Annotated in this window: 24 protein-coding genes; 17 read left to right on the top strand and 7 right to left on the bottom strand. The window is 64.9% G+C overall.

Annotated features, from left to right (window positions below; translation table 11 throughout):
* Positions 1-712: 712 nt before the first annotated feature.
* From QM806_RS33935 to QM806_RS33920, 4 genes are all read right to left on the bottom strand, one after another.
* Positions 713-1126 (bottom strand): MaoC/PaaZ C-terminal domain-containing protein, encoded by a 414-nt coding sequence (locus tag QM806_RS33935; protein ID WP_283294275.1) that lies wholly within the window; start codon positions 1124-1126, stop codon positions 713-715.
* Entirely contained in the window at positions 1123-1590 is a 468-nt protein-coding gene (locus tag QM806_RS33930; protein WP_349307618.1) for an FAS1-like dehydratase domain-containing protein, read from the bottom strand. Before QM806_RS33930 ends, QM806_RS33935 begins: the two co-directional genes overlap by 4 nt.
* Positions 1591-1661: 71 nt before the next feature.
* Positions 1662-2036 carry a hypothetical protein gene (locus QM806_RS33925; RefSeq protein ID WP_283294272.1) on the bottom strand — a complete coding sequence of 125 codons (375 nt, stop codon included), beginning with the start codon at positions 2034-2036 and terminating at the stop codon, positions 1662-1664.
* Positions 2037-3143: 1107 nt separating this feature from the next.
* On the bottom strand, positions 3144-3482 hold the full coding sequence (locus tag QM806_RS33920; protein ID WP_283294270.1) for a hypothetical protein: 339 nt from the start codon (positions 3480-3482) through the stop codon (positions 3144-3146).
* 210 nt (positions 3483-3692) lie between these two features.
* Between QM806_RS33920 and QM806_RS33915 the strand changes: the two genes are divergently transcribed.
* From QM806_RS33915 to QM806_RS33905, 3 genes are read left to right on the top strand one after another with little or no spacing between them, the layout of a single operon-like run.
* Positions 3693-4160: an ImmA/IrrE family metallo-endopeptidase gene (locus QM806_RS33915; RefSeq protein ID WP_283294268.1), complete on the top strand. Its 468-nt coding sequence runs from the start codon at positions 3693-3695 to the stop codon at positions 4158-4160.
* The gene (locus tag QM806_RS33910) at positions 4157-5299 is read left to right on the top strand and encodes a DUF6545 domain-containing protein (RefSeq protein WP_283294267.1); all 1143 of its coding nucleotides are present in this window, start codon (positions 4157-4159) and stop codon (positions 5297-5299) included. Before QM806_RS33915 ends, QM806_RS33910 begins: the two co-directional genes overlap by 4 nt.
* Before the next feature lie 31 nt (positions 5300-5330).
* Entirely contained in the window at positions 5331-6701 is a 1371-nt protein-coding gene (locus QM806_RS33905) for a cytochrome P450 (protein WP_283294266.1), read from the top strand.
* On the opposite strand, the gene QM806_RS33900 is transcribed toward QM806_RS33905, so the two are convergent.
* Positions 6688-7116, bottom strand: a complete 429-nt coding sequence (locus QM806_RS33900; protein WP_283294265.1) for a helix-turn-helix domain-containing protein — start codon at positions 7114-7116, stop codon at positions 6688-6690. The genes QM806_RS33905 and QM806_RS33900 overlap by 14 nt on opposite strands.
* Positions 7113-7811, bottom strand: a complete 699-nt coding sequence (locus tag QM806_RS33895; protein WP_283294264.1) for a helix-turn-helix domain-containing protein — start codon at positions 7809-7811, stop codon at positions 7113-7115. Before QM806_RS33895 ends, QM806_RS33900 begins: the two co-directional genes overlap by 4 nt.
* Before the next feature lie 688 nt (positions 7812-8499).
* Here QM806_RS33895 and QM806_RS33890 point away from each other — a divergent pair.
* From QM806_RS33890 to QM806_RS33820, 14 genes are all read left to right on the top strand, one after another.
* A complete protein-coding gene (locus QM806_RS33890) occupies positions 8500-10170 on the top strand; it encodes a cutinase family protein (protein WP_283294263.1) in 1671 nt (556 codons plus the stop codon).
* Positions 10171-10192: 22 nt separating this feature from the next.
* The gene (locus tag QM806_RS33885; RefSeq protein ID WP_283294261.1) at positions 10193-11356 is read left to right on the top strand and encodes an insoluble domain protein; all 1164 of its coding nucleotides are present in this window, start codon (positions 10193-10195) and stop codon (positions 11354-11356) included.
* Positions 11357-11412: 56 nt separating this feature from the next.
* Positions 11413-12531, top strand: coding sequence for a DUF8176 domain-containing protein (locus QM806_RS33880; RefSeq protein ID WP_283294259.1), 1119 nt, complete (start codon positions 11413-11415; stop codon positions 12529-12531).
* Complete coding sequence (locus tag QM806_RS33875; RefSeq protein ID WP_283294257.1) at positions 12528-13307, top strand: hypothetical protein; 780 nt, start codon at positions 12528-12530, stop codon at positions 13305-13307. Before QM806_RS33880 ends, QM806_RS33875 begins: the two co-directional genes overlap by 4 nt.
* The gene (locus QM806_RS33870) at positions 13304-13858 is read left to right on the top strand and encodes a hypothetical protein (RefSeq protein ID WP_283294255.1); all 555 of its coding nucleotides are present in this window, start codon (positions 13304-13306) and stop codon (positions 13856-13858) included. Before QM806_RS33875 ends, QM806_RS33870 begins: the two co-directional genes overlap by 4 nt.
* Before the next feature lie 23 nt (positions 13859-13881).
* Positions 13882-14166 (top strand): hypothetical protein, encoded by a 285-nt coding sequence (locus tag QM806_RS33865; RefSeq protein ID WP_016885090.1) that lies wholly within the window; start codon positions 13882-13884, stop codon positions 14164-14166.
* 8 nt (positions 14167-14174) lie between these two features.
* Positions 14175-14444, top strand: coding sequence for a hypothetical protein (locus QM806_RS33860; protein WP_283294253.1), 270 nt, complete (start codon positions 14175-14177; stop codon positions 14442-14444).
* Between the two features lie 13 nt (positions 14445-14457).
* On the top strand, positions 14458-14829 hold the full coding sequence (locus tag QM806_RS33855) for a hypothetical protein (protein WP_016885092.1): 372 nt from the start codon (positions 14458-14460) through the stop codon (positions 14827-14829).
* A complete protein-coding gene (locus QM806_RS33850) occupies positions 14829-15446 on the top strand; it encodes a DUF8175 domain-containg protein (RefSeq protein ID WP_283294251.1) in 618 nt (205 codons plus the stop codon). The genes QM806_RS33855 and QM806_RS33850 overlap by 1 nt, the downstream gene beginning before the upstream one ends.
* Positions 15443-16312: a DUF8175 domain-containg protein gene (locus QM806_RS33845; RefSeq protein ID WP_283294249.1), complete on the top strand. Its 870-nt coding sequence runs from the start codon at positions 15443-15445 to the stop codon at positions 16310-16312. The genes QM806_RS33850 and QM806_RS33845 overlap by 4 nt, the downstream gene beginning before the upstream one ends.
* Positions 16313-17797: 1485 nt before the next feature.
* Complete coding sequence (locus tag QM806_RS33835) at positions 17798-19294, top strand: SCO6880 family protein (RefSeq protein ID WP_349307617.1); 1497 nt, start codon at positions 17798-17800, stop codon at positions 19292-19294.
* A 10-nt stretch (positions 19295-19304) separates the two neighbouring features.
* The gene (locus QM806_RS33830; protein WP_283294246.1) at positions 19305-21164 is read left to right on the top strand and encodes a putative type IV secretion/conjugal transfer ATPase; all 1860 of its coding nucleotides are present in this window, start codon (positions 19305-19307) and stop codon (positions 21162-21164) included.
* Positions 21161-21466: a hypothetical protein gene (locus QM806_RS33825; protein ID WP_283294245.1), complete on the top strand. Its 306-nt coding sequence runs from the start codon at positions 21161-21163 to the stop codon at positions 21464-21466. The genes QM806_RS33830 and QM806_RS33825 overlap by 4 nt, the downstream gene beginning before the upstream one ends.
* A complete protein-coding gene (locus QM806_RS33820; RefSeq protein WP_283294243.1) occupies positions 21466-23103 on the top strand; it encodes a peptidoglycan DD-metalloendopeptidase family protein in 1638 nt (545 codons plus the stop codon). The genes QM806_RS33825 and QM806_RS33820 overlap by 1 nt, the downstream gene beginning before the upstream one ends.
* 370 nt (positions 23104-23473) lie before the next feature.
* Here the strand turns inward: QM806_RS33820 and QM806_RS33815 are convergent, their stop codons facing one another.
* Positions 23474-23617: a hypothetical protein gene (locus tag QM806_RS33815; RefSeq protein ID WP_283294241.1), complete on the bottom strand. Its 144-nt coding sequence runs from the start codon at positions 23615-23617 to the stop codon at positions 23474-23476.
* Between the last annotated feature and the right edge of the window lie 173 nt (positions 23618-23790).

The raw sequence follows: 23790 nt of genomic DNA, 5'->3' as shown, positions 1-23790 counted from the left end.
GCACGGTATGCAATCTGCTTCATCCGCGTCTACTGATTCACGGATACACGGACTTGCGGCGTTGCGCTAACACGTCGGCCGAGAGGAGGTATGCACGCCCCGCGGCGCTTTCGTTGTAGGACGCCGGTCCGCAACTCTGGGAGCAATCGAGCAGGTGCCAATACTACGGATTTACGGATATGCGAATATGCGGATACAGCGCCCCTGTCTGCGCACGGCCGCAGGTGTTAGGTATGGCTGGTCGTACGACTTGATGGGGGAGTGGAGAGGTTACGCCGATCGGCATATGCCACAGCATGGACACTCAAATCCGCCAGACGGCGTGTCGAATTGTGACCGATCGAACCATTCGTCAGTGTGAAAGCAGGCCGGTTGCGGCGGGTCGGCCTTTCCTCCCTGTTGGACGGACAGGGCAGCGCGGATGAAGAAGCTGAGCTCCATTGCCGCCGCACCTCTACTACTCGTGCGCTGCACAAGATCGGATACCCGGTTCTGAGTCGTCGTCGCTCTTGCAGCTGTGCTCGCTGGACACGCCCACCCATGCAACTGGCGCCCTCCCCGTCGAAACGGTGAGGGCGCCAGTCTCGGGATAGGGCCAGTCTGCGCCGGCTTGCCCTGACAAGAAGTTCGCGCCGGGGGAAGCCCATAGAGCTTCATGATTCGTGTGGAACCGAGAGCCCCTTTATCCGGGTTCGCGACGTTAACCGCCGGCCTACTTTGCAACGGTGGCCTGAGTCTTTCCGAGCACAGTGGTGTTATCGCACTTCACGACGAGGTCGACACGAATGCTGTCGTCCTCGACTTTCCCGACTTTGGCGGTAACGACGACTTTCGCGCCCGCTGATGCATCGACGACTACAGGGCGGGTGAAGCGAGTCTCGTAGCTTCTGATTCGTGTCGAGTCCCCGCCGAGCCAGTCGATGACGGTTTGCAGGGCGAGCGCGCCGGTGAGCATGCCGTGTGCGAAGACCCCGGGCAGCCCAGCGTCTTTGGCGGCCTGGTCGCTGTAGTGGATGGAGTTGAAGTCTCCCGCTGCTCCTGCGTACCGGACCAGGCTCTCGCGAGTGATGAGATGAGTGTCCTCGGCGAGGATGTCGCCCTTGGCGAGCGTCTGAGCCTGGGTCATTGAGGTGCTCCGATCATCAGCGAAGAGGTGATGGTGACGACGTGGTGACCGTCCCGGTCTCGGATCTCGCTTGTGGTGTTCATGATCGCCGCGTCGCCGCGTTCGGTGACGCCCGTGACGGTCAGTGTCGTGGTGAGCTCGTCTCCGGCGACGATGTGTCGGCTGAAATCGAGTTTCTCGGTTGTGTGAACCGCCACGTGCCGTGTGCGATCAATTCCCGTGTCAGGGTCGGTGATCAGGTGGTCCACCGCGCCGCCCTGCACGACGGTGGTGAAGGTCGGGGGAGCGACGACGTCAGCATGGCCGGCCTGCTGAGCTGCCACCGGGTCGTGATGGATCGGGCTTGTGGCTGACACTGCGCGGGCGAACTCACGGATCTTTTCGCGGCCGACTTGGTATGGATCCCCGGCCGTGAAGACTCGGCCTGGGAGCTCGGGATTCAGTAGAGACACGCCGGTCACCATATCTGTGCGGCGTGCTCGTTTCTCGGCATGTCCGGTCTCGGGCAGGCGGATGCCGACTCGGCAGCTGGCGCTCATGATGCGCGGAACGTTCGCTTCTGCGCGCAGCGCTGGGCGATGGCGCGGGCGGCGGCTCGGCCGGGGCCGTCGAGATCGGCGATTGCCTGGGCCCGTTTGCGTTGGCCCTCCTCGACCATGGCCTTGGTGCGCTCCTCCTCGGCTGCCCTGGCCGCGGTCTCTTGGGCGTGAGCGATTGCGTCGAGGACGTGGGGCGGGAAGTCGAGATCGGTCTTGTTGAGGAGCCATTGCATGAACAGGATCGGGTGGTCAGGAGTGAGTCCGCGCCCGAGTCGGCGGGCTTCCTCGTCCAGCAGTGCGTTGATGTCTCCTCCGGTGAAGCCGTGGGCCGCGGCTGAGGCGAGAACGTTCGCCCATTGGTCCACCGACATCGGACGTGCCCAGGCCGGAGATCGGCGGTCACGGAGCCACTGAGCGGCCAGCAATTGCCCCTTGCGGTCGATCGGTGGGCGCTTACGCCGGGGAGACCTCTTCGTCTGGGCTGGTCGGCGCGAAGCGGCGGCGTTTTCCACAGCTTTTCCTGTAGAGATAACTCTCTTACGAGAGGGAAGAGACCAAAAAATCCCCCCATGGGGGTGGGGTGCCATCTCGGTATGACCTGGGCGAACACGAGGGGAGTTATCCACAGGCTTGGGCGGGTGGAGCGCCCACACCGATGCCCACCCCCGGCTCTTGTCCTTGACACCATGGGAGTCGTACCGCTCCTCCTTCGTACGGAGCCGACCAGCCAGCACCTCGGTCGCCACCCCGAGCAGCAGCAGGGTGGAACGAGCTCGCTGCACCGTCCGCTCCCCGAGGCCGGTGCGAGTGACGACCGTCGAGACAGCGAGACGCGACTCACGCCCCGTACGGAAGTCGGCAGCCGACGCCATCTCCGTGGCGACAGCGATCACGGTGCGGAGCGCGACACCACCCCCCGTGGATGCGACCAGTACGGGACGGATCTCGGAATACCGGGCAGTGAAGGCGGCCTTGACCACGGTGATCCAGTGCTCGCGTCCGAGCCAGCAGGCAATGCCGGCATAGGCGTCCTCCTCGAGTTCGAGGTGGATCGGGCCGCACTTTCGGCGTACCTCGATCTGCCGGGTGATTGCGATCCGCGCCTCAGAGCTACGGGTACGCGACAACCTCCCGGCGAGGGTGCGCTCGGTGACCGTTCGCGCCACACCCCGGCGAGGGGAGTGGGGTAGTCCGGTGCGATATCCGGAGGGCAGCGATCGAGTACGCGGACGATGCGTGCACGCGATCGCATCGTTATGGACGACACGGGTGGTATTGAATACCGGCGCAAACAGACGCGCGGTATCATGAGAGCTGTCTGGCACGACAGTTCCCTTCAGGGGAAGCGCAGTAGAGACGAGTTGGCGCTCGTCTCACTCGAACTCGGAATACCCTCGGCCCCGCCAGGTCGGGGGTTTTCCTAGTTTTGAGCTACTGCTGATTGAAATATTGAGTTGCTGAGATCGCTCTCTCAAAGATCAGGCAGACAGCTGCAACACCTCCTGCACGCCCTCTCCGTCTGCGACGGCCCTCTCTGCGGCGAACGTGCCGTCGAAAATTGGCACGAGCAAATCCGCTGTGACCTCACCGTTCAGGTCAGTGCGGCCGACAAGCGTCGCAAGTACATCGGCTAGGAACTGCGACTCGGAGACTTCAGGGCCGACAACATTCATGGCTGCGCGTCGCCGGTTGAGCTCTTGGCGGCGGCGGTTGAGTTCTTGTCGAACAGCGGGCGGGACGCGCGTCAGGATCGCCTCACGGGGTCCCTTACTGGGTAGCGGCACAGTGCCCCCTTTCTCCGGGTCGATGGTGCGCACTTATCCTGTTACAGGAACGTGCTCGAACCCCGCAGACACGCCGAACGAAATCGACTTTGTTGATTCTTCGTAGGTTTTTCGTACTCCGTAGCCCAGATTACTACGACCGGTCGGTTCGATATGGTTGCGCTTCGTGCCCTATGTCGTGCAGCACCGTCAACTTCGGGGGAAGGACAGCCAATGCGTGTAGGGGGTAGCCACACGAAACGCGTGGATGAGGTCCTCAGCCGGATCCCGTTGTCGCCGCCGTGGACAGTGCACGAGTTTTTGGCTTGGCTGGAGAAGGACACCGGCCGCCCGATTCGTCTGCTGCCATATCCGGAGGGCACGGTGATCGGCAACCGCCGCTGTGGAGTCCTCTTCGGGCTCGCGGACGAGGACATCATCATGTACGACCCCAACCGCAGTGAACGACATCAGCGACAGACAATCTTTCATGAGGTCGGCCACGTCCTCTGCTGCCATAAGGGTGAGCCGTTCAGCCCCACCGACAGCCCGCTGACCAGTGGTATCGATCCGGATGCGATCAGGTACATGATGCGCCGGACGAGTTTTGACACCACCACCGAAGCCGAGGCGGAGCTGCTCGGCACCAAGCTCGCTGTGCTCTCCCAGGGTGGCATCACCGATGACGGCCGAGGGCACTTCAACCGCATCATCTCGACGGTGGTCCAGTGAGCGAGGTCCCCCTTGCCGCCAGCGACCTGCTGATCAAAGAAGCGACCTCGGAGCTGCCCACCGCGTACAGCCTCGCCCTGCTTGCCACCATGGTCGTCGTCATCGTGGCGCGCAACGTCTTCCTCGGTCGTCGTCAGGTGGATCGCCAGCTCACTCTCGCATTGGCGTGGTGGTTGCTCGCTGCCCTCCTGCGGGAGAGCTGGCTGCAGCAGCTCGTGATGGCCCACACTGTGCTGAGTCTCGGTGACATTCGATTGATGACCCACACGGCAGCGTTGTGTGCCGCGATCCCGTGCTTTCTCATGGTCCGATCGTGGGCATACCTGGAGAAGTTCGGGCCACGGATCATCTTGACCTTGTATGCGGGCCTCGCCGCGTTGTTGTCGGTGATGGCGTGGGTGTCTTCGTCCTCGCGTCGCGCCGACATCGCGATCGAGGAGCTCGAGGACTGGCATACCGCGCTCTACCACGTGCTTTACGCAACGCCGATGCCGATCGCGTTCGCCTTCGTCATTGCCGGGTGCATCAAGGTGCTGCTCACGGAACGAACCCGCCGGAATGTGGCTATCACCTCGACCGCCATCGTGAGCTGCACGATCGCGGGGGTGGACCACATCACGCGTGGACTGAGTGCCGTGATGCTGGCGGTCGGATGGGAGAACTGGCTCACCGAGGCGCGCTCGGAGGCGAATGACCTGCTGTTCCTCCCCAGCATCACGCTGGTGTCGTTGCTCGCGGCGATGCCTGTCATCCCTGCGATTCGGGCCCGCCTGAATAGTGACCCGTCATCTCGCGCCGCCAAGCGCTTGGAGCCGATGTGGCGGGTTCTCACTACCGCCATGCCCGAGGTCACGCTCGACTCGACGGAAGGATCGGTGGGTATCGAGCGTGAGCATCGGATGCGGATCGAGTGCGAGGATGCGCTTTTGCAGTTGTTGCCGTGGATGCCGGCCATCGGACTCGAGACGGAGCGCAATCCCGTTGAGAGAGCCGAGGCGGTGGCCGATGCGCTCGCTCGGTACGAGCAGTCAGTGCACCCCCGCCACCGCAACAGCGTTCATGCGCCGCCCCGGTGGCTCACAGATGAAGAGGAACTCCTGCGCGTCGCTGATGCCTGGACCATGACCCGCGGCGTTTAGCCGTTTTCGAGCAGTATTGGAGAACTGGAAAGTGTCGACTGTCATTTCGCAGGCGCCGAAGCGAATCCCACATCCCCCGAAGCGTATCCCGTTCATCGGGGATATCTTGGGCATGGACCGGGACGCGCCCAACCAGAAGACGCTCGAGCGTTTCGAGGAACTGGGCCCGATCTACCGCCGCACCATCATGGGGACTGATCTCACGTTTGTCGGTTCAGCTGAGCTCGCCGCCACTGTCTTCGACGAAGAGCATTGGGAGAAGTTCATCGGTCGGCCGCTGGAGAATCTCCGCGCGATCGCTGCAGACGGCCTTTTCACGGCCTACAACTGGGAATCGAACTGGGCGAAGGCCCATGAGGTTCTCATGCCCGGATTCACCAAAGAAGCCATGGTCTCCTACCACGGTGTCATGGCGTCGACCGTCGACGAACTGTCCGCGAGCATCGAACGGCAAGGCGAGGCGTACATCCCGGCTGTCGAGGAGATGGGCAAGCTCACCCTCGAGGTGATCGGACGGTGCGGATTCAACTACACATTCGACTCCTTCACCCAAGCGCAGGAACACCCGTTCGTAGCTGCGATGAGCCGCACACTGACGTACGCCCAGAAGGCCGGGATCCCTGTGCCCTTCGTCGGCAAACTGCTGCGCCGGAAGGATGAGGAGCAGAACCGCAAGGACTACCAGCTCCTCGTCGACACCGTCGATGACGTCATCGCGGAACGAATCAAGTCAGGGGAGCGCCGGCCTGACTTGCTCGATCACATGCTGCATTCGGACAGCGATGTGGCACTCGATCCCGAGAACATTCGGAATCAGGTTCTCACCTTCCTGATCGCCGGCCACGAAACCTCGGTGAATGCTCTCAGCTTCGCGCTGCACTTCATCGCGCAGAATCCCGACGTCGCCCGACGAATGCGCGAAGAGGCGAACGCGGTCTTCGGTGGTCGTGCCGCCACATACGAGGACGTCGCCAAGCTGCGCTATACCCGCCAGGTGATCAACGAATCTCTGCGTCTGTGGCCGACGGCGCCGGGCTTCTTCCGAGCTGCCAAGCACGACACGACTGTCGGTGACTACGCCTTCTCTAAGGGCGAATGGGTCTTTGTGCTCCTGTTGGCGACTCAGCGAGATGCTGCATGGGGGCCTGATGCGGCGGAGTTCAATCCTGACCGATTTGCGCCTGAGGCGAACCGCGGCCGCGCTCCCGAGTTGTTCAAGCCGTTCGGCACCGGCATTCGCTCGTGCATTGGACGTCAGTTCGCGCTGCACGAGATGGCATTGGCGCTCGCCACGCTCGTGCAGCGCTTCGACATCGAACCGGAACCAGGCTATGAGCTCGTTGTTGAGGAGACTCTGACGCTGCGGCCGAAGAACCTGCGACTCAAGTTCAGCCGCGTGTAGCTTTCACCTGGTCGCCGGTGAGCGGGATCGTCCTGATGTGGGCGATAAGGTCTTCCAGCTCATCCCGGGTGACGCTCGTCGCGCGCGCCTGGAAGTGTTCGATGCCCCGGTCCCGGATCTCGATCCAGAGACGAAGTCGCTGATCGATGTCGATGTCGAGTCCGGACCCGGGGCGTAGGTACGAACGATCGACGCCCATTGCGTCGCAGAGGGCGTCAGCCACGTCCGTCGGGAGTTGCTGCACGTCCCCGGCTTCTACACGCTCGAGCAGCTCTGCGGAGACCGGGCGGGAGAGGTTACGCCCCGCCATAGTCGCGACCGCTTGCAACGACAAGCGGGGCTCATTGCGGTGGTGGTAGAAGTCGCGCATTCGGTCGAGCTTCTGGCTCAGTGATGGGGAGAGGTGGGTCGTCATTTCGGCTTCTTCTCCTTGTTCTTGACCTTTTGCCACCGCGCTGTGAACTGGCGGTCCATCTGAGGGTCTATATCTTCTGAGGCGCGGCCTGTTAGCCATCGCATGTACAACAGGTCGATCTCGTCGGACTTGCTCGCTGAAACCGGCGGCTTCCGGTCGAGGTAGTCGCCAATGAGCATCTCCACCATGAAGTCCTTCTGGTCACGTTCCGGACCAACCTTCATTTCGAGCTGCGCAATCACCCAGGATCGCAGGATTCGGTCGACCAGGACGTCGAGTTCGGCGCCGACTGCCGTGACGTCCGCACGCGTGATTTCGTCCTGCTTTGAGACATTCTCCAACCGCTTCGCCAGGCCTGATAGATCACTGACCAACGACAGAGACATCGTCACCGTGTCCGGTCCAGCTGTGACAGCACCTCCACCCGGCGCGGGCGCTGCTGCCGGGAGCCCTTCAAGTGGTACTGGGTCGCCACCAAGAAGCGCTCGGGCGGCCGAACCTTCTTTCCAACGAAGACCCGTGTCCAGACGACGCAGTGTCCGTGCGCTTGGTTCCGCAATCCCTCCGCGCTCGATCTTTCCGGACGTGACGTCTGAGGGCCCGCCTGCCTCGGCGATCTCCTTGAGAGTCAGGCCGAGGGCTTTTCGCCTGTCGGCCACGAGTCGACCGAATCGCATCAACTCACTCTCCGCCATTTTGCTAACTCTACCGGTCAGCTGCAGCAGTAATTCACTTCGGTCAAGGCGCCGAGCTGCGTGTTCGCCGATCACCGCACCTCCCGCCTTCCCGACGACACAAAACCTGGTTTAGACTTTTTCGCTTGTTTTTCGTCTTCGCTGCTTATACTATTCGTGTGCGCTTTAGTTTTGCACTCAAAGCGGCAACTTCGTCCACATCGCATTGACGTCAGCTGTGGCGAGACGCGGCAGGCGGCAGAGATGAGGGAGACACCGATGACTGTGCACGTTCGGGTAGAACCAGCGGGCCCGTCTGAGACGCCCACGATGAATGCCGACTCGCAGCGACACATGAGCCCGCCGCACCAACGGCTCCGGCCACACGGCGCGGTCGCGCATTGCGGTGGCCGTCAACCCGGATATACCTGCTACAGCCTCGCCTTGCTGGGGTTCCCGATGTGCCCAGTGGGCCACGCGATGGTGCCCCACATCGGCGTTCAGCCAATTCTCTGATTCACCTGCCGTCATGCCGACGGCAGTCCAATTCCACTCTCACGTAAGGCTTTTCGTCATGCTCCTGGCCTTTCTCATCACCCTCCTGTTCGGCCTCGGAGGCAATTTCCCAGGCTGGCCTGCCTGAACTTCAGCTTCTAACTTCTCGCTCCCTGGCAATTGTTTGGCCCACAACGAGATTGAAGGGTTTCGAATGGAAACGGTTCAGATTTCAGGGGGCGGTGCACCACGCCCCGTTCGCCGGCTGGCCGCCTCGGCGGTCGTCGGCGCTGTCGCGGTAGCGGTGAGTGTCGGTGCGAATGCCGTGCCCGCACACGCGTCGACCAATTGGGTCGATCAGTTGGTGCAGGACTGCCCTGCGTTGTTCGTGCTCGGAGGGCAGGGCACGGGAGAGTCGTCGCCGGATGCTCCGGTGAAGGCCGACACGGGAATGCTGTCGAACATCATGTCGCCGCTGCTTGACCAGGCGCGACAGCTCGGTGTCGACGTCGACCGCGCCTACGTCCCGTATCCGGCGGCGTTCGGTGGTGCGGTTCCCGGCGGCAAGGAGTCCTACGCCGTGTCGGTCTCCACGGCAAAGGACAACCTCCAGACCGCGGCGGAGAAGGTCTTGGATTCGTGCCCGGCGACGAAGCTCGCGATCGCGGCCTACAGCCAGTTCGCCCACGCTGCCTCGGAGTGGCTCACAGAGGTGGGTGCCGGCAAGGTCAGCGGCGTTCCGGCATCGTCCATCGCATCGGCTGCGCTGTTCGGGTCCCCGACTCGCGCGGAGGGCGCCGGCATCTTCCCCGGCACCTCCCAGACCACACCGTCCCCGGTCCCGGGGACCTCGGGCTCTGCGGTGAAGGCCCTTCCCGCGGTAACGGTCACGACGGCGACCGGGGCGGGGATCGGCCCGGTCGCCGACACCGTTACCGGCTTCGGCTCACTGACCGGCCGGGTGTCGATGTGGTGCCAGACCGGTGACCTGGCCTGCGACGCCCCGCCGAAGGCTCCGATTGCACGGGCGGTGGCGAACGTTGCGGGACAGGCCGAGGTCGGCGGCGACCCGTTCGTCGCAGTGCAGACGATCGGACTTGCTCTCGCGTCGACCGCGTTCAACGTCGGGGTCGACGTGATCAACGAAGACATTCAGGTCCCGAAGAACTCACTCGAGAACCTCTCGATCACTCCGAAGAAGACCTTGTCACAGCGTTTGGCTGAGGGTTCGGATCCTCGGGCGACTCCGCCGACCGGCCAAGAGGCGATTTCCGCGCTGATGAAGGTGGGCCTGGTGGCGGTGAACTCGGTCGTCACGGTCGCGAAGAAGGTGATCACGCCGGAGACGATCGCCGCTGTCGCGGCCGTGGGTCTGGCGAATCCCGTTGCCGCTTTCGCCATCATCGCCGCGAAGACGGTCAACGCGGTGATCAATCTGGTTCCGCCGGCCACGACGCAGCGCCTGGTGAAGCAGACGTTCGACCTGGTCAAGGGCGAGGTCAAGGCGAACAAGGACCTCTTCGACCTGGCGGCGCTGACGAAGTACTCGAACATCCAAGCTGCCCACGGCTCGTATGGATCGTCGGCGGCGACTGCCACCGGGCTGGCCCCGACCGCGTACGTGGCGAAGATGTTCGCCGCGGTGGCCTCCGACCTCTCGACCAGCAACAAAACGTCCTCGTCGTCAAGCTCTTCCACGAGTACGACCCGGCCGAGTGCCACGTCGTTGGCGCCCACGACGTCTCGGCCCACCAGCTCCTCGTCGGCGACGTCGTCGGCTACGCCGACGTCCTCTACTTCCGTCGCCACGTCGACGGACTCGACGTTCTCACAGAACGGCCTGACCACTGATTCATCCACCGAAGGGAACAGCACACATGGGTAAGCACCGTAAGCAGGCCAGGATTGTGAGGGCTGCTGGCACAACGGCAGTCACGGCCGCGGTCATTGTCACGGCGTGCGGCGGTATCGCGCACGCGGAACCGTCGCAGGGCGGCGTGACGACGGCGCCGTCGACCCAGTCCGGGGTCACCACGCCCGCTCCGTCCACACAGGGCGGGGTGACGACCGCTCCTGCGCCCGAGCCCGAGCCGGTGCAGACGTGGGTTCCGGTGCCGGTGGAGTACCAGCAGCCTGCCAAGCCCCTCGACAACTGGGACTACAACTCGAACGAGTACGTCGTCCCCACCTACGACCAGGGCAGTTACGTCGAGCCGATCGACTACTCGCAGCTCCACCTGCCCACGCAGCTCGAGGAGTTCACCGCGCCGATCCAGGCACCGGAGGACAAGGTTCGTTGGGGTCGTTACCTCGGGGATCGCCCGAACTGGATGAGCAAGGACACCGCTGACCGCACGAATGGTCAGACGGCCGTCATCGAAGCCCAGGTCACCGACTTCTGGCGCTCCACCGGCCTCAAGACCGAGGAAGCCGAGCGCCTGGCGGCCGCGCAGGTCGCGGGCGGCGCAGCTGGAGCAGTGGGCGGTGCCCTCGCCGCCGGAGTGCCTGTCGCAGCCGTCGGCGCCGTGACCGGCGGACTTGTCGGCGGCACAATCGGCGGCACCAGCGCGGTCGTGCTGGCCGCCCCGGTTCTGACGCCGCTCGGTGTCATCCCCGCCGGTGTCGTCGGCACGGCGGCCGGTACCGGCATCGGTGCAGGTATCGGCGCGCTTGCCGGAGTTCCGGCAGCCGCGGGTGGCGCAATCGTCGGTGGCGCGATTGGCGTCGCCGCAGCCACGGCCTACGGCGCCGGTGAGGTCGGTGCACCCACCGAGGTCGAGATCCCCGACATCGACCAGGCCGCGATCACGGCGCAAACCGAAACCACCCTCGATCAGTGGGAAGCCAGCGCCCCGGTCGGCTCCGCGGCCGCCGACGCTGTCCGCGACGTGGTTGAGGCTGCCCCGGTCGTCGATCAGCAGACCCGCGACGCGGTGTCCTCGCTTCCCGGTGGCGAGCAGGCCGTCGCCGCATTCGACCAGGCAGTGACCGATTTCCAGGCGAACACCGCAGTTCCCGGATTGCCGATGGGAATGATCACCGACGCGATCGGCGCGGGCATCCCGGCGTGAGCCCCTGGCGAGGGCAGGAGGTCATCCTGCCCTCGCCGATCAACTTCGGAGGAAAAATGGCGACGGACAATCGCACGGATCAGCTGTTCCCGGATGTTCCAGAGCACTACGGGAACGACATCATCGATATGAGCGGTGATGTGGATTCCCCTGCGCCGCAGGAAAACTACGACACCAATGAACCTACCGCCGACGAAGCTTCTTACGAGGACGTCGTGCTTCCGGTGGTACAGGTGGAACCGGAAACCCCGGACGAGCCCGCGACCGCCGCCGCCCCTGACGACGATCCGACCGACGAAATGACCACGGTCCTGCCCGTCTACGGCTGGAGCGAGGACGACGATCAACACGACACCTCGGCCACTTACCCGCAGGTCACCGACGTAGAACTCGACGTCGAGCCCCTGGTCGAGTACGCCGAGGGCGTCGACTCCGATCCGTACGCGGACGCACCGGATTGGGTCCGCGCCCACATTCCCCGCGGTCCGCTCGTCGCCCAGGATCAGGCTCGCCGTGGATTGTCCGCCCGCATCCCTCGTCGCCCCACCAAAGCTGCCGTCGAGCACGCCGATGTTCCGGACGTCGTGCCCGCCCCCGCGCCGAAGAAGCCGAAGGTCAAGCCTGCCCGCGACGTTGCCGTCGGCAAGAAGAACCCGTGGGTCCTCGGCGGGGCCGCCGCGGCTGCAGTGGCGGTAGTCGCCGGCACCGTCGTGGTGCTCGGTTCCTCCGACAACAGCACGGACGTCGCTGTTCCCCCGCTGCCGTCTTCGGTCCGGGCCGCCGGCCCTTCCGTGGCGGCAGACGAGCCTGCCTGGTGCGAAAGCTCGACCGGGGGAGGGAAGATCATCGGCCGCGGCCCTGGTGACCTCACCAGCGGTCCCGGTCTGATCCAGGCCTTCGACTACGCGTACTACGTCGAGCACGACGGCGCGAAGGTCGCCTCGATGATGCTCACTCCGAATCCGGTCGGCACCATCCAGGCCTCGATCGATGCGGCCGCCGCGACCGGTGCAGCGCACTGCCTGACCATCGCGGCCACCCCCAACCCGAACGCCTTTGACGTCCAGTTGCTCCTGCGTACCGACTCCGGTTCCGAGAGCACCATCCCGCAGCGCATCACAGTCGCCGATTCAGGTGCAGGTCTGAAAATCGCCACCCTCGAGGAGATCCGATGAGCAACGTCGTCCCCATCCGCCGCACCCCGAAGGTCGCCGAACCGGAGAAGGTGTCGGCAATGGTCGTCGCCGGTTCCGGCGGGGCCTCCACCACCACCACGACTTTCGGCCTGGCCACCGCTCTGCGGCTCGGTACCGGTAAGGACATCACCGCGGTCGATTCGACCAGCGACGGAGGCAACCTGCTTTCCCGCACCCGGTTCCGTGCCGTCGATCCCGCCCGGTCCATCGACAGTCTCAGTGCCCGGATGGCGGAGACCACCTCGGGAATGGTCGTCGTCGGCAGCTCCCACCACGGCCACAGCGCGGATCCGATGATGGTCGATCTACTGCTCGGAGGCCGGGCGAGTGCCCGCGTCCACGACGTCGGGACCGCCCTTCGCTCACCCCGCCTGGCCCCGCTGATCCAGTCCGGAGCCGCCCTGGTCGTCGTGGCCCCCGCGCGAGCGGAGCCGCTGAGCCGGATGCGAGAGGCGATGAACTGGCTCAAGTCGACATTCGGCCCGGACACCCTGGGAGAGACGATCGTCGTGGTCTCCCATCAGATGCCCACCTCCCCGGTCGAACTGGCCCCGATCCGGGCTGCACTCGCACCGCAGATCGCCGGTTTCGTCGAGGTTCCGTTCGATCCTGTCTTGGCCCGCCCGGGAGTCATCGACCACCGCCGGTTGTCCACCGCCACGATCGACGCCTGGACCGACGCCCTCGATGTTCTCGGCACTCTCTCGCCTCAGTCCGACGCCCGCCGCGACGGAAAGGCCGGTGAACTGGCATGACCACAGCAACTATCCACGCCGCCCCGATTCCAGCCGAACGTCCGGGACCTGCTGTGTGGCTGATGGGCGCTCACGGCGGCGCAGGAGTCTCCACCCTGGCGCACTACCTCAGTTTCACCGGGGACAGCGACGAGCAATGGCCGTGCGGCACCGACGTCGAGAACGAATCCCCGTACGTGGTGATGGTCGCCCGCGAGACCGACTACGGGTTGAAGAAGGCACACGCGCGGCTCATCCAGCATCGCGAGGAGAACCTCGAGTGTGAGCTTCTCGGGCTGATCACCGTCGCGAACTCACCGACCCTCGACAAGAGCGTGCGGCAGTACCGCGAGGTCGTGAAGACGGCAACGGCCGAACACTGGCGGATCGACTGGCACAAATTCCTCCCCGCCACGTCTCTGCCAGCGCTTCCCCGGTGGCACCCGCTCGACGGCGTGCCCGAACAGACCAAGGGAGCCCGTGCAGCGGTTCCCAAGGACGTGATCGATGCCGGCGTCGGCATCGTCACAGCAATCCAGCGTTCACTGCCGCATCTGCGCTCCGGGCACTGAACTCACTCACCGAAAGGACAGCCATGATCCACACCATCCACGACACCGCAATCCTCGCGATCGACTTCAACGTCACACCCGAGTTGCCGCCGGGAGCAAATGGCCTTCTGCGTCTCGTGAACTGGCTCCTGTGGGGCATCCTCCTCGCCTGCGTCGCCGCGCTCGTCTTCTCGGGTGGCAAGTTCGCGTGGGAGAAGTGGAGCCAGGGCCAGACCGGCGGTGTGACGATGCTCGTCGGTTCACTCGTCGGGGCGATCGTCGCCGGTTCTGCGAACACGATCCTCAACGCAGTCACCGCCGGCGCCTGATGTTCGCGATGATTCCCGCCGATGGCGGCACTCTCCCTGTGTCCGGCCCGATGCCATTGGAGCTGCAGATCTGGATGCTCTGGTTTGTCGCCGGCGCATGCGCGGTAGCGATGGTCTATTCCGTGACCGTTCTGGCGGTGATACGGGTGCGAAACATCCTGACAAAGCAGGCCGTAGCGCCAGCAAACGGCCCGGTCACACTCGCGATCGGAGGCACAACCGGGGTGGTGGTCGCGACTAGCGCCGCCCTGATCCTGACGAACGTCGCGGGGCAATGAGAGGGGTACGCGCGTGACGGGCACCGATCGCGGTGTGGTTCTCGCGGCGGTGGAGTTGCCCGACTACATCACCCAGGACATCAATACCGCGTTGAGCTGGATCGCCGGCATTGCTGCGGTGGTGTGCATCGCGAAGATCATCTTCGTCGGCGGCCGCATGGCGTGGGACCACAAGCACACACCGGGCTTGGAATCACCCACGGCCGCAGAGTTCCTCGCGGCGGTCTTCGGTTGGATCCTCGCGAGCGGTGCGGCCGTCACCATGGCCGTCGTTCTCATCGAGGCCGGCCGGATTCCCGAGAACTCGGCTCCGGCGCCGGACAAGCCTCCGAGCCTCGTCACTGACATCCAACAGAAGTTCCCCCCGCTCGAAGAGGAGAAGTAATGCGTGTACTTGCTTGTGCGACAGTCGCGGTCGCAGCGCTGGCGTTAGCGGGGTGCGGTGGCTCGTCCGAGGGCAGCAGCGAGAGCCCCACGGTGTCGCTCACTGCCGCCCCCGCAATTGCGAGCTGGTCGAGTGTGAACGGTGTGATGGTGCCGCTCGGGAAGACCGACGGCCCCAAGAGCGCGGTCTGGGAGCCGCTGACCGGGTTCTCGCACACCCCGCAGGGCGCAGCGCTCGCCGCGATCGGTCAATCCGTCCAGCTCTCCACAGCCTCGGACCAGTCCTGGTCGAAGGTGGTGTCCGTCGTCGCGGCGAGTGGAGAGGGACGCGACGCCTTCGCCGTCAACCGTTCCCTGATTTCCTCGACCGGCACGGTCGACCCCGCGGTCGTCCCGTCCATCGTCGGCTACGTGTTCGCGGACTACACCGACACGGCGGCCTCCGTCGACATCGTTCAACGCTTCCCCGACGAGTCCCTGGCCTCGACCCGCACCGACGTGATCTGGGCGGACTTCGACTGGAAGCTCAACCTCGCCACCCCGGAAAACGCTGTGGCGGCGACCGCACTGACGGAACTTCCGCAGAACATGGTCGACCTGGAAGGAACGCGCAAGTGAGCGAACAACCTACCGATACCCAGACCCCGACACCGGCCCCGCGCCCGGAACAACCCGAATCGGGATCCGGACGTGACAACGCCACCCGCCTGCTGATGGGTGGATCGATCCTCGGTGTCATCGTCGTCGCCGCGATCATCACCAGCATCATCATCTTCGTACGCGGCGGGGACGAGCCGCTGGTTCCCGCCGGGGACCAGGGATCGGGTGCGACCGCGGCGACCCAGCCCGACCAATTCGAACCCGACCCGTTCTTCGACGAGCAGGGCCGCGTCGTCTACGCCCCACTCAACGACAACGGGGTGCTGCTGGCGCAGTCCTCGCCGGCCACTGGGCGTTCCGCGGCGACCGCGCCGTCCGGGATCATGCTCCAACGGGTCCACGGAAACATGTACCTGCCGTTCTCCACCTCTGACGGCCCGACGGCGTTCAGTGACACCGGGGTCGCGACCGGCTTCGCCCGCACTGCCCAAGGTGCGGGCCTGGCGGCAGTCCACTACCTGAACTACCTCGCCACCGGCAACAACCGCATCCAGATGCTCCAGGATGCGGGCCTGGTCGCCGATCCGCAGGACCAGCTCGCCGAGCTGAAGGCCTTCAACGCCTCGAATCAGCCGGGGGCCGCTCCGGATAACTTCCCTGGTCGCGTCCTGCAGATGATCAAGGTGAACTTCACCGAAGATCTGGCGCGAGTACACATCGGCGCGTCGACAAACCTCAAGGACGGCCGCACTCAGAACGCCGACATTTCGCTGGACCTGGTCTGGCGTGAGGGAACCGGGTGGGTCGTGCAGGTCCAAGGCAACAACGCGTTCGGTGCGCGAGCGGTTGCCGACTTCTCCGACGGTTGGACGTCGTGGTGGTGACGGCGCAGACCGCGTGGAAGCGGTTCCTCCTGGTCTTCCTCGTGGCATGCGCCGCACTGGTCGGCACCGCCTCGCCGGCACTCGCGCAAGAAGATCCCGGGCCGTCCACCGTCGACACAGCCGGCGATCTGGCGATGTGCGCCGCGGTTCCTTTCAGTGGTGGTGGCGTCCAGATGGCGACCGACCTGTTCGGAGCTGTGACCGGCGTTGAAATGCCCAGCTGCGCCGATGGTGCGCAGACCGTTGCCGAGGCTCCCCAGGCCTACGTGAAGAAGGTTGCGACCGGCGCGTTCGAGACGATGGGGCTGAGTTTCGGTGACGCCGGCGCCGCCGTATTGAAGTTCGCGCTCGGTTGGTGGATCACCATTCCCGGCCAGGACGAGAACTCCTTCATGGCCACGCTCGGCCAGGTCACCCAGTACACGTACTGGATTCAGGTTGCATTCCTGGTGGTCTCACTGATGTTCCTCGGAATCCGGCTGATGATGGCCCGATCCGGTGCCATTCGTGATGTCTCCACCGAAGGCGTTCAGCAACTTGCTCGGGCGACGGTGCTCGCGGGCTCGCTCGGGTTCATCGTCGTACTGGGCACCCGGCTCTCGGACAACATCTCCCGCTGGTTCATCGACGGCACTGTCGGCTCGGATCCGGACGCACTCGTGGACGCCATGATTCAGATCGGAATCTACGCCTCACCTGGTGGAACGTCCTTGCTGTATGTCATCGGGATCATCGGCATTCTCGGCGGCCTGGTGATGGCGTTCCTGCTGCTGATGAGGATGGGACTGCTCGTCGTCATCACCGCAGCGCTCCCGATTGCCGGTGCGGCCGGCGGCACGAAGATCGGCTCGCAGGCCTACGAGAAGATGATCGCCTGGACACTCGCGTTCTTGCTGTTCAAGCCGGTCGGATCGTTCGTGATCGGGGTAGCGGCAATGCTTTTCATGCAGTCTGCGCCCTCCCGCGATGAGAACGGCGGCGCGATGACGGCATTGATCGGTGCGCTCCTGTTGTGCTCGGCTGCCTTGGTCCTTCCGTCCCTGATGCGGTTGATCGTCCCGGCAGTCGGCTCTCTCGGCGGCGGCGGCAGCGGTCTTGCCGCAGCCGCGGGCCTGGCCGCGGTCGGCGCCAAGGTCGGCGGCGCGATCGCGACCGGAGGCGCGTCGGCTGGAGCGTCAGGCGGGGCGGCCGCGGGAGGTATGACCTCGGCGAGTTCGACCACGACCAGCCCTTCCGGACCTTCCGGTGCGCCCCCAGCTTCGGCACTTCCGGAATCGACGGCGGCACACCGGGCGCAAACGCCACGGGCGGCGTGGACGGCACACCGTCCAACCAGTCAGCGCCCTCCGGCGGAAACGCCGCAGGCGGGGTGGACGGCACACCCACCAACCACAACGGCGCACCGGGCGCGCCTGATGGTCCAGGCACATCCGGAGACGGCCCGACCGGAGCAATGCCACCGAGTCGCAATGGAGGTTTTGAGGGATGACGAGGACCGAGACGACGACCGAGTACCGGATGTACGGCAACTGGCGGAAGCCCAGGTCGACCGGCATGGCCGGGGCAACGTTCGGGACCACGATGCTCGGCATCGCCGCGGTCATTGCCCTGGTGTTGCTGAGCCTGCTGATCGGCTTCGTGCCCGCACTGGTTCTGGGGCTGTTCACGGCGCTTGCATTCGTGCCGTTGGTGATCGAGAAGGACGGACGTAGCGGATATGAGAGGGCACTTCTGATGATGCAGTGGCGGCGGGCGTTCAAGCGCGGAGAACACATCTACAGCTCGGGCACCTTTTCCCGCATCCCCGGCGGCCGGTACCGGCCCCCGGGTGTGCTGGCGGACACCGAGATCTACGAAGGTATCGACGGAAACAACCGGCCCTTCGGAATGATCCACATGCCGCAGGCGAACAACTACACGATCGTTCTCGACGCATACCCGCAGGGCAGCGAGAACTTCGACCAGTCCGTACTCGATGCGGCGGTGGGCAATTGGTCGCAGATGTTGACGGCAATGGGCGAGACCTCGGACATTGTCGCCCTGGTCGCGGTGATCGAGTCGCTGCCCAACACCGGGATCGAGCTGTACGAGACCGTGTCGCAGCGGGTGCGTCATGACGCGCCGAGGTTGGCCCGCGACTCGATGTACCAGTTGGCGACCGGCCTGGTCACCGGCGGCGTCCGCTTGGGCGCCCGGATTTCGATCACGTTCCAGGCCCAGACCGCGGACCGCAAGAAGGACCCCTCGGAGCAGGCGGTGGAAATCGCCCGCCGGCTGCCGGGGATCACCGAGGCCGCGGCCCGTGCCGGGGTGCCGGCCACCCCGATGAGCGCCGACGAGATCATGGGAACGGTACGCCGATCCGTCGACCCGGCGTCCTTGAGCAACATCGAACGGGCACTGTTCTCCGGTAAAGGCACCGGCCTGGAGTGGGCAGACTGCGGCCCACGCACCCAGATCGAGGAGAAGGACCGCCTGATCCACGACGGGGCGATCTCGGTGACGTGGGAGATGCGAGAGGCTCCGAAGAGCGCGGTCCACGAGACCGTCCTCAAACGACTGCTCGACCCGAACCCGGCATTGCCGATCAAGCGCGTTGCGATCATCTACCGCCCGCACTCGGCCGCGGACGCGACCGACATCGTCAACCGTGACCACCGCGACGCGATGGCTGCGGTGACATCGGGGCGCGGGATCGCGTCGGCGAAGGCGAAGCTCGAAGTGGCGGCGACGGAACAGAGCCGCATGGAGGTCGCTCGCGGCCACGGCCTGACCCGTTTCGGGATCCTCATCACCGTCACCCAGCCGGTCGGCAACGCGGACGTTCCCCGAGTCGACGCACTGGTGCTCGATTTGTCCATCCAGAGTCAGCTGCAGGTGCGCCGGTCATTCTGCTGGCAGTCGGCTGCGTTCTGGTCATCGCTCGGCGTCGGCGTGATTCCACCCGAGCACACGACCATTCCCTCGTTCCTGAGCAACTAAGGCGGACACAGTGACCAAGACCAAGACCCCCAAAGCGGTGAATATCAAGGTTCTCTCCGACGAGGACCTCGCACGCCTGGAAGCCCGTGAAGCAGCGGCGACCAGCCTCTTCCGCAAGAAGGTGCTGTCCGTACTGGTCAAGCGGCAGTACGACCGGCGGGCGAATATCGCGGCGAACGAGCGGGCCCGCTCCGACTCGTCCGACCGTGAGGTTCATGCCCTGGACGAGCGTGGCTTCTCCGGTGTCGGCGGTGGCCGGATGGGCGCGATCCTGCCCCCAGTCGAGTTTCGTGGCACCAACATTCAGGTGGCGGGAATCAACCCCTGGGTCGTGGGAGCGAATGCCCCTCTGCTGGGAACCCCGCTGGGCCACCACCTGGCACCGCCGCATGCACCGGTGTGCTTCGACCCGCTGTCGGCGAAGGAAGCGAAGGCGATCACCGCTCCTGCCTGCATGATCATCGCTCTCAACGGCTTCGGTAAGTCGACGTTGCTACGCCGGATCGCCCTGGGCGACATCGCCGCTGGTGTGCGCGTGGTGTGGCCGGGCGACGTCAAGCCGGACGGGCGGAAACTGACCGAGGCCGTGGGTGGTCAGTGCACCGAGGTCGGGTACGGCGGGATCGGCCGGATCAACCCGCTCGATCCCGGTCTGATCGGGGTGGCGATCAACCTGCTCTCCGGCCGGATCAAGGAACTCGCCCACCGCATCGAATTCGAGAACGACCCGGCGCTGCGGGACGAGCTGACGCTCGAGCGCCAGAAGTTGGAACTGCAACGTCAGCAGACTCAATACGCACTGCATGCGCGCCAGGAGAACATCACCGCCGCGCTGTGTGAGATCGTGCGCGGCAAGCGGCTCGAGGACTTCGAGCAGACGCTGCTCGCGTCGGCGATTCGCCTGCTCTACACCTCGGTAGCGCAGGGAGGTGCGGGGTTCACCTCCGAGCACCCCGCAATCCTCGACGACTTGATCGCCCTGCTGACGTCGAACAGTCAGGAGCTCAAGGACGACGCGGTCGCCGAGACCGACGAGGAGTATCGGGCCGCGATCCAGGGGTTGCGTCGAACGCTGCGTTCGATGGTGAAGGGCCGCTTCGGGGAGGTATTCAACGGGCAGTCGACTGTCCGCCTCGATGTCGAGGCACCCTCGATGTGCCTGGACATGTCCAGCGTCCCGCAGGACGACAAGATGATGCGTGCCGCTGTCCTGATCGCAGGGTGGAACGAGGCGTTCGCGACGATCGAAGCCGCTCACGTGCGAGCAGATGCAGGCTTGGGACCGAACCTCGCGTTTAACGTGCTCATGGACGAACTTTGGCAGGTCCTCGCTCTTCCGATGATGGCCGAGCGCATCGATGCGCTGCTGCGTCTGCAGCGCGTGGTCGGTGTGGGGATCACGTTCGTGACCCACTCGATCGAGGAGCTGGAGAAGGCGGGCGCTCTGGGACTGATCGAACGGTGCCGCGCCCGCATCATCGGCCCGGTTCCGTCGGCGGAGATCGAGCGTCTCGAGAAGGTCATCCACTTCTCGCAGATCGAGAAGAGCATGCTCACGAACTGGTCGGATGCCGCAGATCTGAATTCCCCGATCGACCAGAAGACGGCGCGGCGGCGCCAGGCTGCGGAGAAGGTCCGTCTCGCGGCCGAGAAGGCCGGAATCGTGTCGGTGGCGAAACAGGCTCCGGTCCCGAATCCGGTTGCAGCCGGTACGGGGCAGTTTCTGCTCAAACTCGGTGAGGGCGATCGTCCCGGTGTGCCGTTCAAGGTGTGGGTGACCCCGGCCGAACTTGCGTCGGGTATCCACAACACCGACGAGCGTTTGAATGCCGCCGTCAAGGATCGGGAGCATACGGGGTTCGCCGCATGACGCCCGCGCGCCGCCGTTACCGCGTGGTCGACGACGAGACGAAGGCCGATGCGGTGGCCACGGCCATCAAGTGCATCGAGGACGGTGACTCGTTCACCGCCTCCTGCGCCGCGGTGGCGGCGCAGCTCGACGTGTCCGAGACCGCGGTGCGCAGTTGGGTCAACGCATCCGGTCAGCGTCCGCAGCCGTCGTGGACTGTCGTGAGTCGGCTGCGCGCCGATCTCGCGGCCGCCACGGAACTCAATCGCCGCCTGGTGAATCGGTACGCCCCGGCCGACTGCGGGATGGGCGCGGCCCAGTAATGGAATCGAAGAACAACTCACTGCTGATCGTGGTGCTCGCCTTGGTGCTCGGGATTCCGATGTCACTGATCGTTCTGCTGGCCATCCTGTTCCAGGACGAGGAAGAGCAGGCCTCGACGGACTGCCTCGGCGGTAGCGGCACATCCGTGATCGGTGGCGACATGATCGCCCCCGCAGGATCGTTCATCAAGCCGGTCGATCCGACTCTGGTGACGTTCACCTCCGGATTCGGTGAACGCGATGGTGCCCAGCACAAGGGCATCGACCTGGCCGGTCCGATCGGGACCCCGATCTACGCGGCCGCCGACGGCACAGTGGCCGACGCAGGCGAAGCGAGCGGCTTCGGGCAGTGGGTTGTTCTCGACCATGTGATCAACGGGCAGCTGTTCTCCACCGTCTACGGGCACGTCGACACCTACCTCGTCGAATCTGGCCAGCAGGTGCGCGCGGGCCAGCAGATCGCCACCATCGGCAACCGGGGTGAATCGACCGGCCCGCACCTGCACTTCGAGACGTGGCCGGGTGGCCGTACCGGCGGCGCGGCCGTCGATCCGAAACCGCAGTACGACTCCGCACCTGCACCGGGCGAACAGAGGCCCGGACCAGCCACCCCGAGCCCGGCACCCTCGGCGCCCGGTGGCCCCGACCTGGCGCAGGCCCTGCCGGCCTCGGCCGGGTCCGAACAGAACATGCAGGTCAACACCAAACGCCTCATCCGGGCCCTGCACCTGAAATTCGGGGACCGCCTCGACACCCTCGGGGGATGGCGCGCCGACGGCGGCGGCTTCAACGACCACCCGAGCGGCCAGGCCGTCGACGCGATGATCCCGGACTACAACTCCGGAACCGGCGTCGCGACCGGCGACGCGGTCTTGGACTACGTCATGGCGAACGCCGACTTCTTCCACGTCGACTACGCGATCTGGCGGCAGACGTACTACCCGGCCGGTGGCACGCCGAACAAGATGGAGGACCGGGGCAGCGACAACGAGAACCACTTCAACCACGTCCACATCACCGTCAAGGGCGGCGGATTCGACGAAGCCACCGCGCAGTGGGGTTCCCTGCCCGGCGGCAGCGGCCAGGCCACCAAATCGGCCACCGACTGCACCATCTCCGGTGAAGGCCTCGGCGACACCCTCGCCGCCGGTACGGTGCCCGCCGAGTTCGCACCATGGATCGAACGAGCCGGCGCACTGTGCCCGCAGATCAAGCCCTCTCTCCTGGCGGCACAGCTCGCGGCGGAGAACGGCTTCCAGTACGGAGCCAATGCACCGGTCTCGAACACCGGTGCCGGTGGTCCCGCACAGTTCATGCCGGGGACGTGGGCGACCTACGGCAAGGACTACGACGGCGACGGCCGCGTCGACATCAACAGCATCGGCGATGCGGTCATGGCGCAGGGCACCTACATGTGCACGATCGCGAAGACGATCGACGGCTGGATCGCCGACGGATCGGTCAAGGCAACCAACGGCCGCACCGAGCTGTACCTCGCCGGCTACAACGCGGGTGAAGGCGCAGTCCAGAGCTCCGGTGGCTTCCCGAACGGGTCGACCGACTACATCGTCCAGACCCGCCCGTACGCCGACAAGATCATCGCCAACGAAGCTCAGTACCGCGCCATCAACAAATGACCAACCAGCAACTCTACATAGAGACCCCTTATCGTAGAATAAGGTGATGAAGTCTTCCCTCGCGAATCTCGGCCGATCAGCCCACTTCACGCCCACAGGAAAGGAACTCCCGATGAAACCCATGGCGCTGCTCGCGGTGGCGTTTCGCTTCGGCGGCCTGGCAGCTCTCCACTCCGGCTGGAGCGTGCGGTCCTCGGCCCCCCTACCTCGGAACCTGGTGCGTGCCCTCCCCGAAGGACTCTGGCCACCTCTACTGCGATGGAATCCCTCAGTGACAGGTATTTATGAACCGGATCTCGCACTCCGAGGTAACAGAATGCAGGCGATCCCCGGCCACTGCGAACGGTCGAGGGAAATGCACAGCGTTACGTCACTTTCTCTTCCCGTGCCCGGGGAGACCGCCGCCGACCACCTTCCGCTGCGTGACCTTCCGAGCCTCATCGATCTGCTTCCTCAGCGGACTCTTCTTCTTGAGTGGCTTGCCATTCAGGTTCGTCGGCTCCTTGCTCATCACGCGCCCTCCCAGACCATCAACTCGACATCTCGTCTGCCTCGAAATCGATATGCCCATACTGGTCGATGCAGATGTCGGAGGGGGCCAATTGCGGTGCCTCCTTCACTGCGGCGTCTCCTCGGCTCGGCTCAATGGCTCCACGTCCATCCTTGTCACTCGTGAGTGTAGGCAGC

The sequence above is a fragment of the Rhodococcus sp. IEGM 1351 genome (assembly GCF_030056875.1).
Classification (GTDB): Bacteria; Actinomycetota; Actinomycetes; order Mycobacteriales; family Mycobacteriaceae; genus Rhodococcus_F; species Rhodococcus_F opacus.
This window is presented reverse-complemented; position numbering and strand designations above follow the sequence as displayed.

Bases quoted from the DNA above. Each gene is read 5' to 3' on its own strand.
- QM806_RS33880 (WP_283294259.1), top strand. From the start codon at position 11,413: ATGGCGACGGACAATCGCACGGATCAGCTGTTCCCGGATGTTCCAGAG.
- QM806_RS33930 (WP_349307618.1), bottom strand. From the start codon at position 1,590: ATGGTGACCGGCGTGTCTCTACTGAATCCCGAGCTCCCAGGCCGAGTC.
- QM806_RS33835 (WP_349307617.1), top strand. From the start codon at position 17,798: ATGACGAGGACCGAGACGACGACCGAGTACCGGATGTACGGCAACTGG.
- QM806_RS33925 (WP_283294272.1), bottom strand. From the start codon at position 2,036: ATGTCGGTGGACCAATGGGCGAACGTTCTCGCCTCAGCCGCGGCCCAC.
- QM806_RS33895 (WP_283294264.1), bottom strand. From the start codon at position 7,811: ATGGCGGAGAGTGAGTTGATGCGATTCGGTCGACTCGTGGCCGACAGG.
- QM806_RS33865 (WP_016885090.1), top strand. From the start codon at position 13,882: ATGATCCACACCATCCACGACACCGCAATCCTCGCGATCGACTTCAAC.
- QM806_RS33875 (WP_283294257.1), top strand. From the start codon at position 12,528: ATGAGCAACGTCGTCCCCATCCGCCGCACCCCGAAGGTCGCCGAACCG.
- QM806_RS33870 (WP_283294255.1), top strand. From the start codon at position 13,304: ATGACCACAGCAACTATCCACGCCGCCCCGATTCCAGCCGAACGTCCG.
- QM806_RS33890 (WP_283294263.1), top strand. From the start codon at position 8,500: ATGGAAACGGTTCAGATTTCAGGGGGCGGTGCACCACGCCCCGTTCGC.
- QM806_RS33935 (WP_283294275.1), bottom strand. From the start codon at position 1,126: ATGACCCAGGCTCAGACGCTCGCCAAGGGCGACATCCTCGCCGAGGAC.
- QM806_RS33850 (WP_283294251.1), top strand. From the start codon at position 14,829: ATGCGTGTACTTGCTTGTGCGACAGTCGCGGTCGCAGCGCTGGCGTTA.
- QM806_RS33820 (WP_283294243.1), top strand. From the start codon at position 21,466: ATGGAATCGAAGAACAACTCACTGCTGATCGTGGTGCTCGCCTTGGTG.
- QM806_RS33825 (WP_283294245.1), top strand. From the start codon at position 21,161: ATGACGCCCGCGCGCCGCCGTTACCGCGTGGTCGACGACGAGACGAAG.
- QM806_RS33900 (WP_283294265.1), bottom strand. From the start codon at position 7,116: ATGACGACCCACCTCTCCCCATCACTGAGCCAGAAGCTCGACCGAATG.
- QM806_RS33860 (WP_283294253.1), top strand. From the start codon at position 14,175: ATGATTCCCGCCGATGGCGGCACTCTCCCTGTGTCCGGCCCGATGCCA.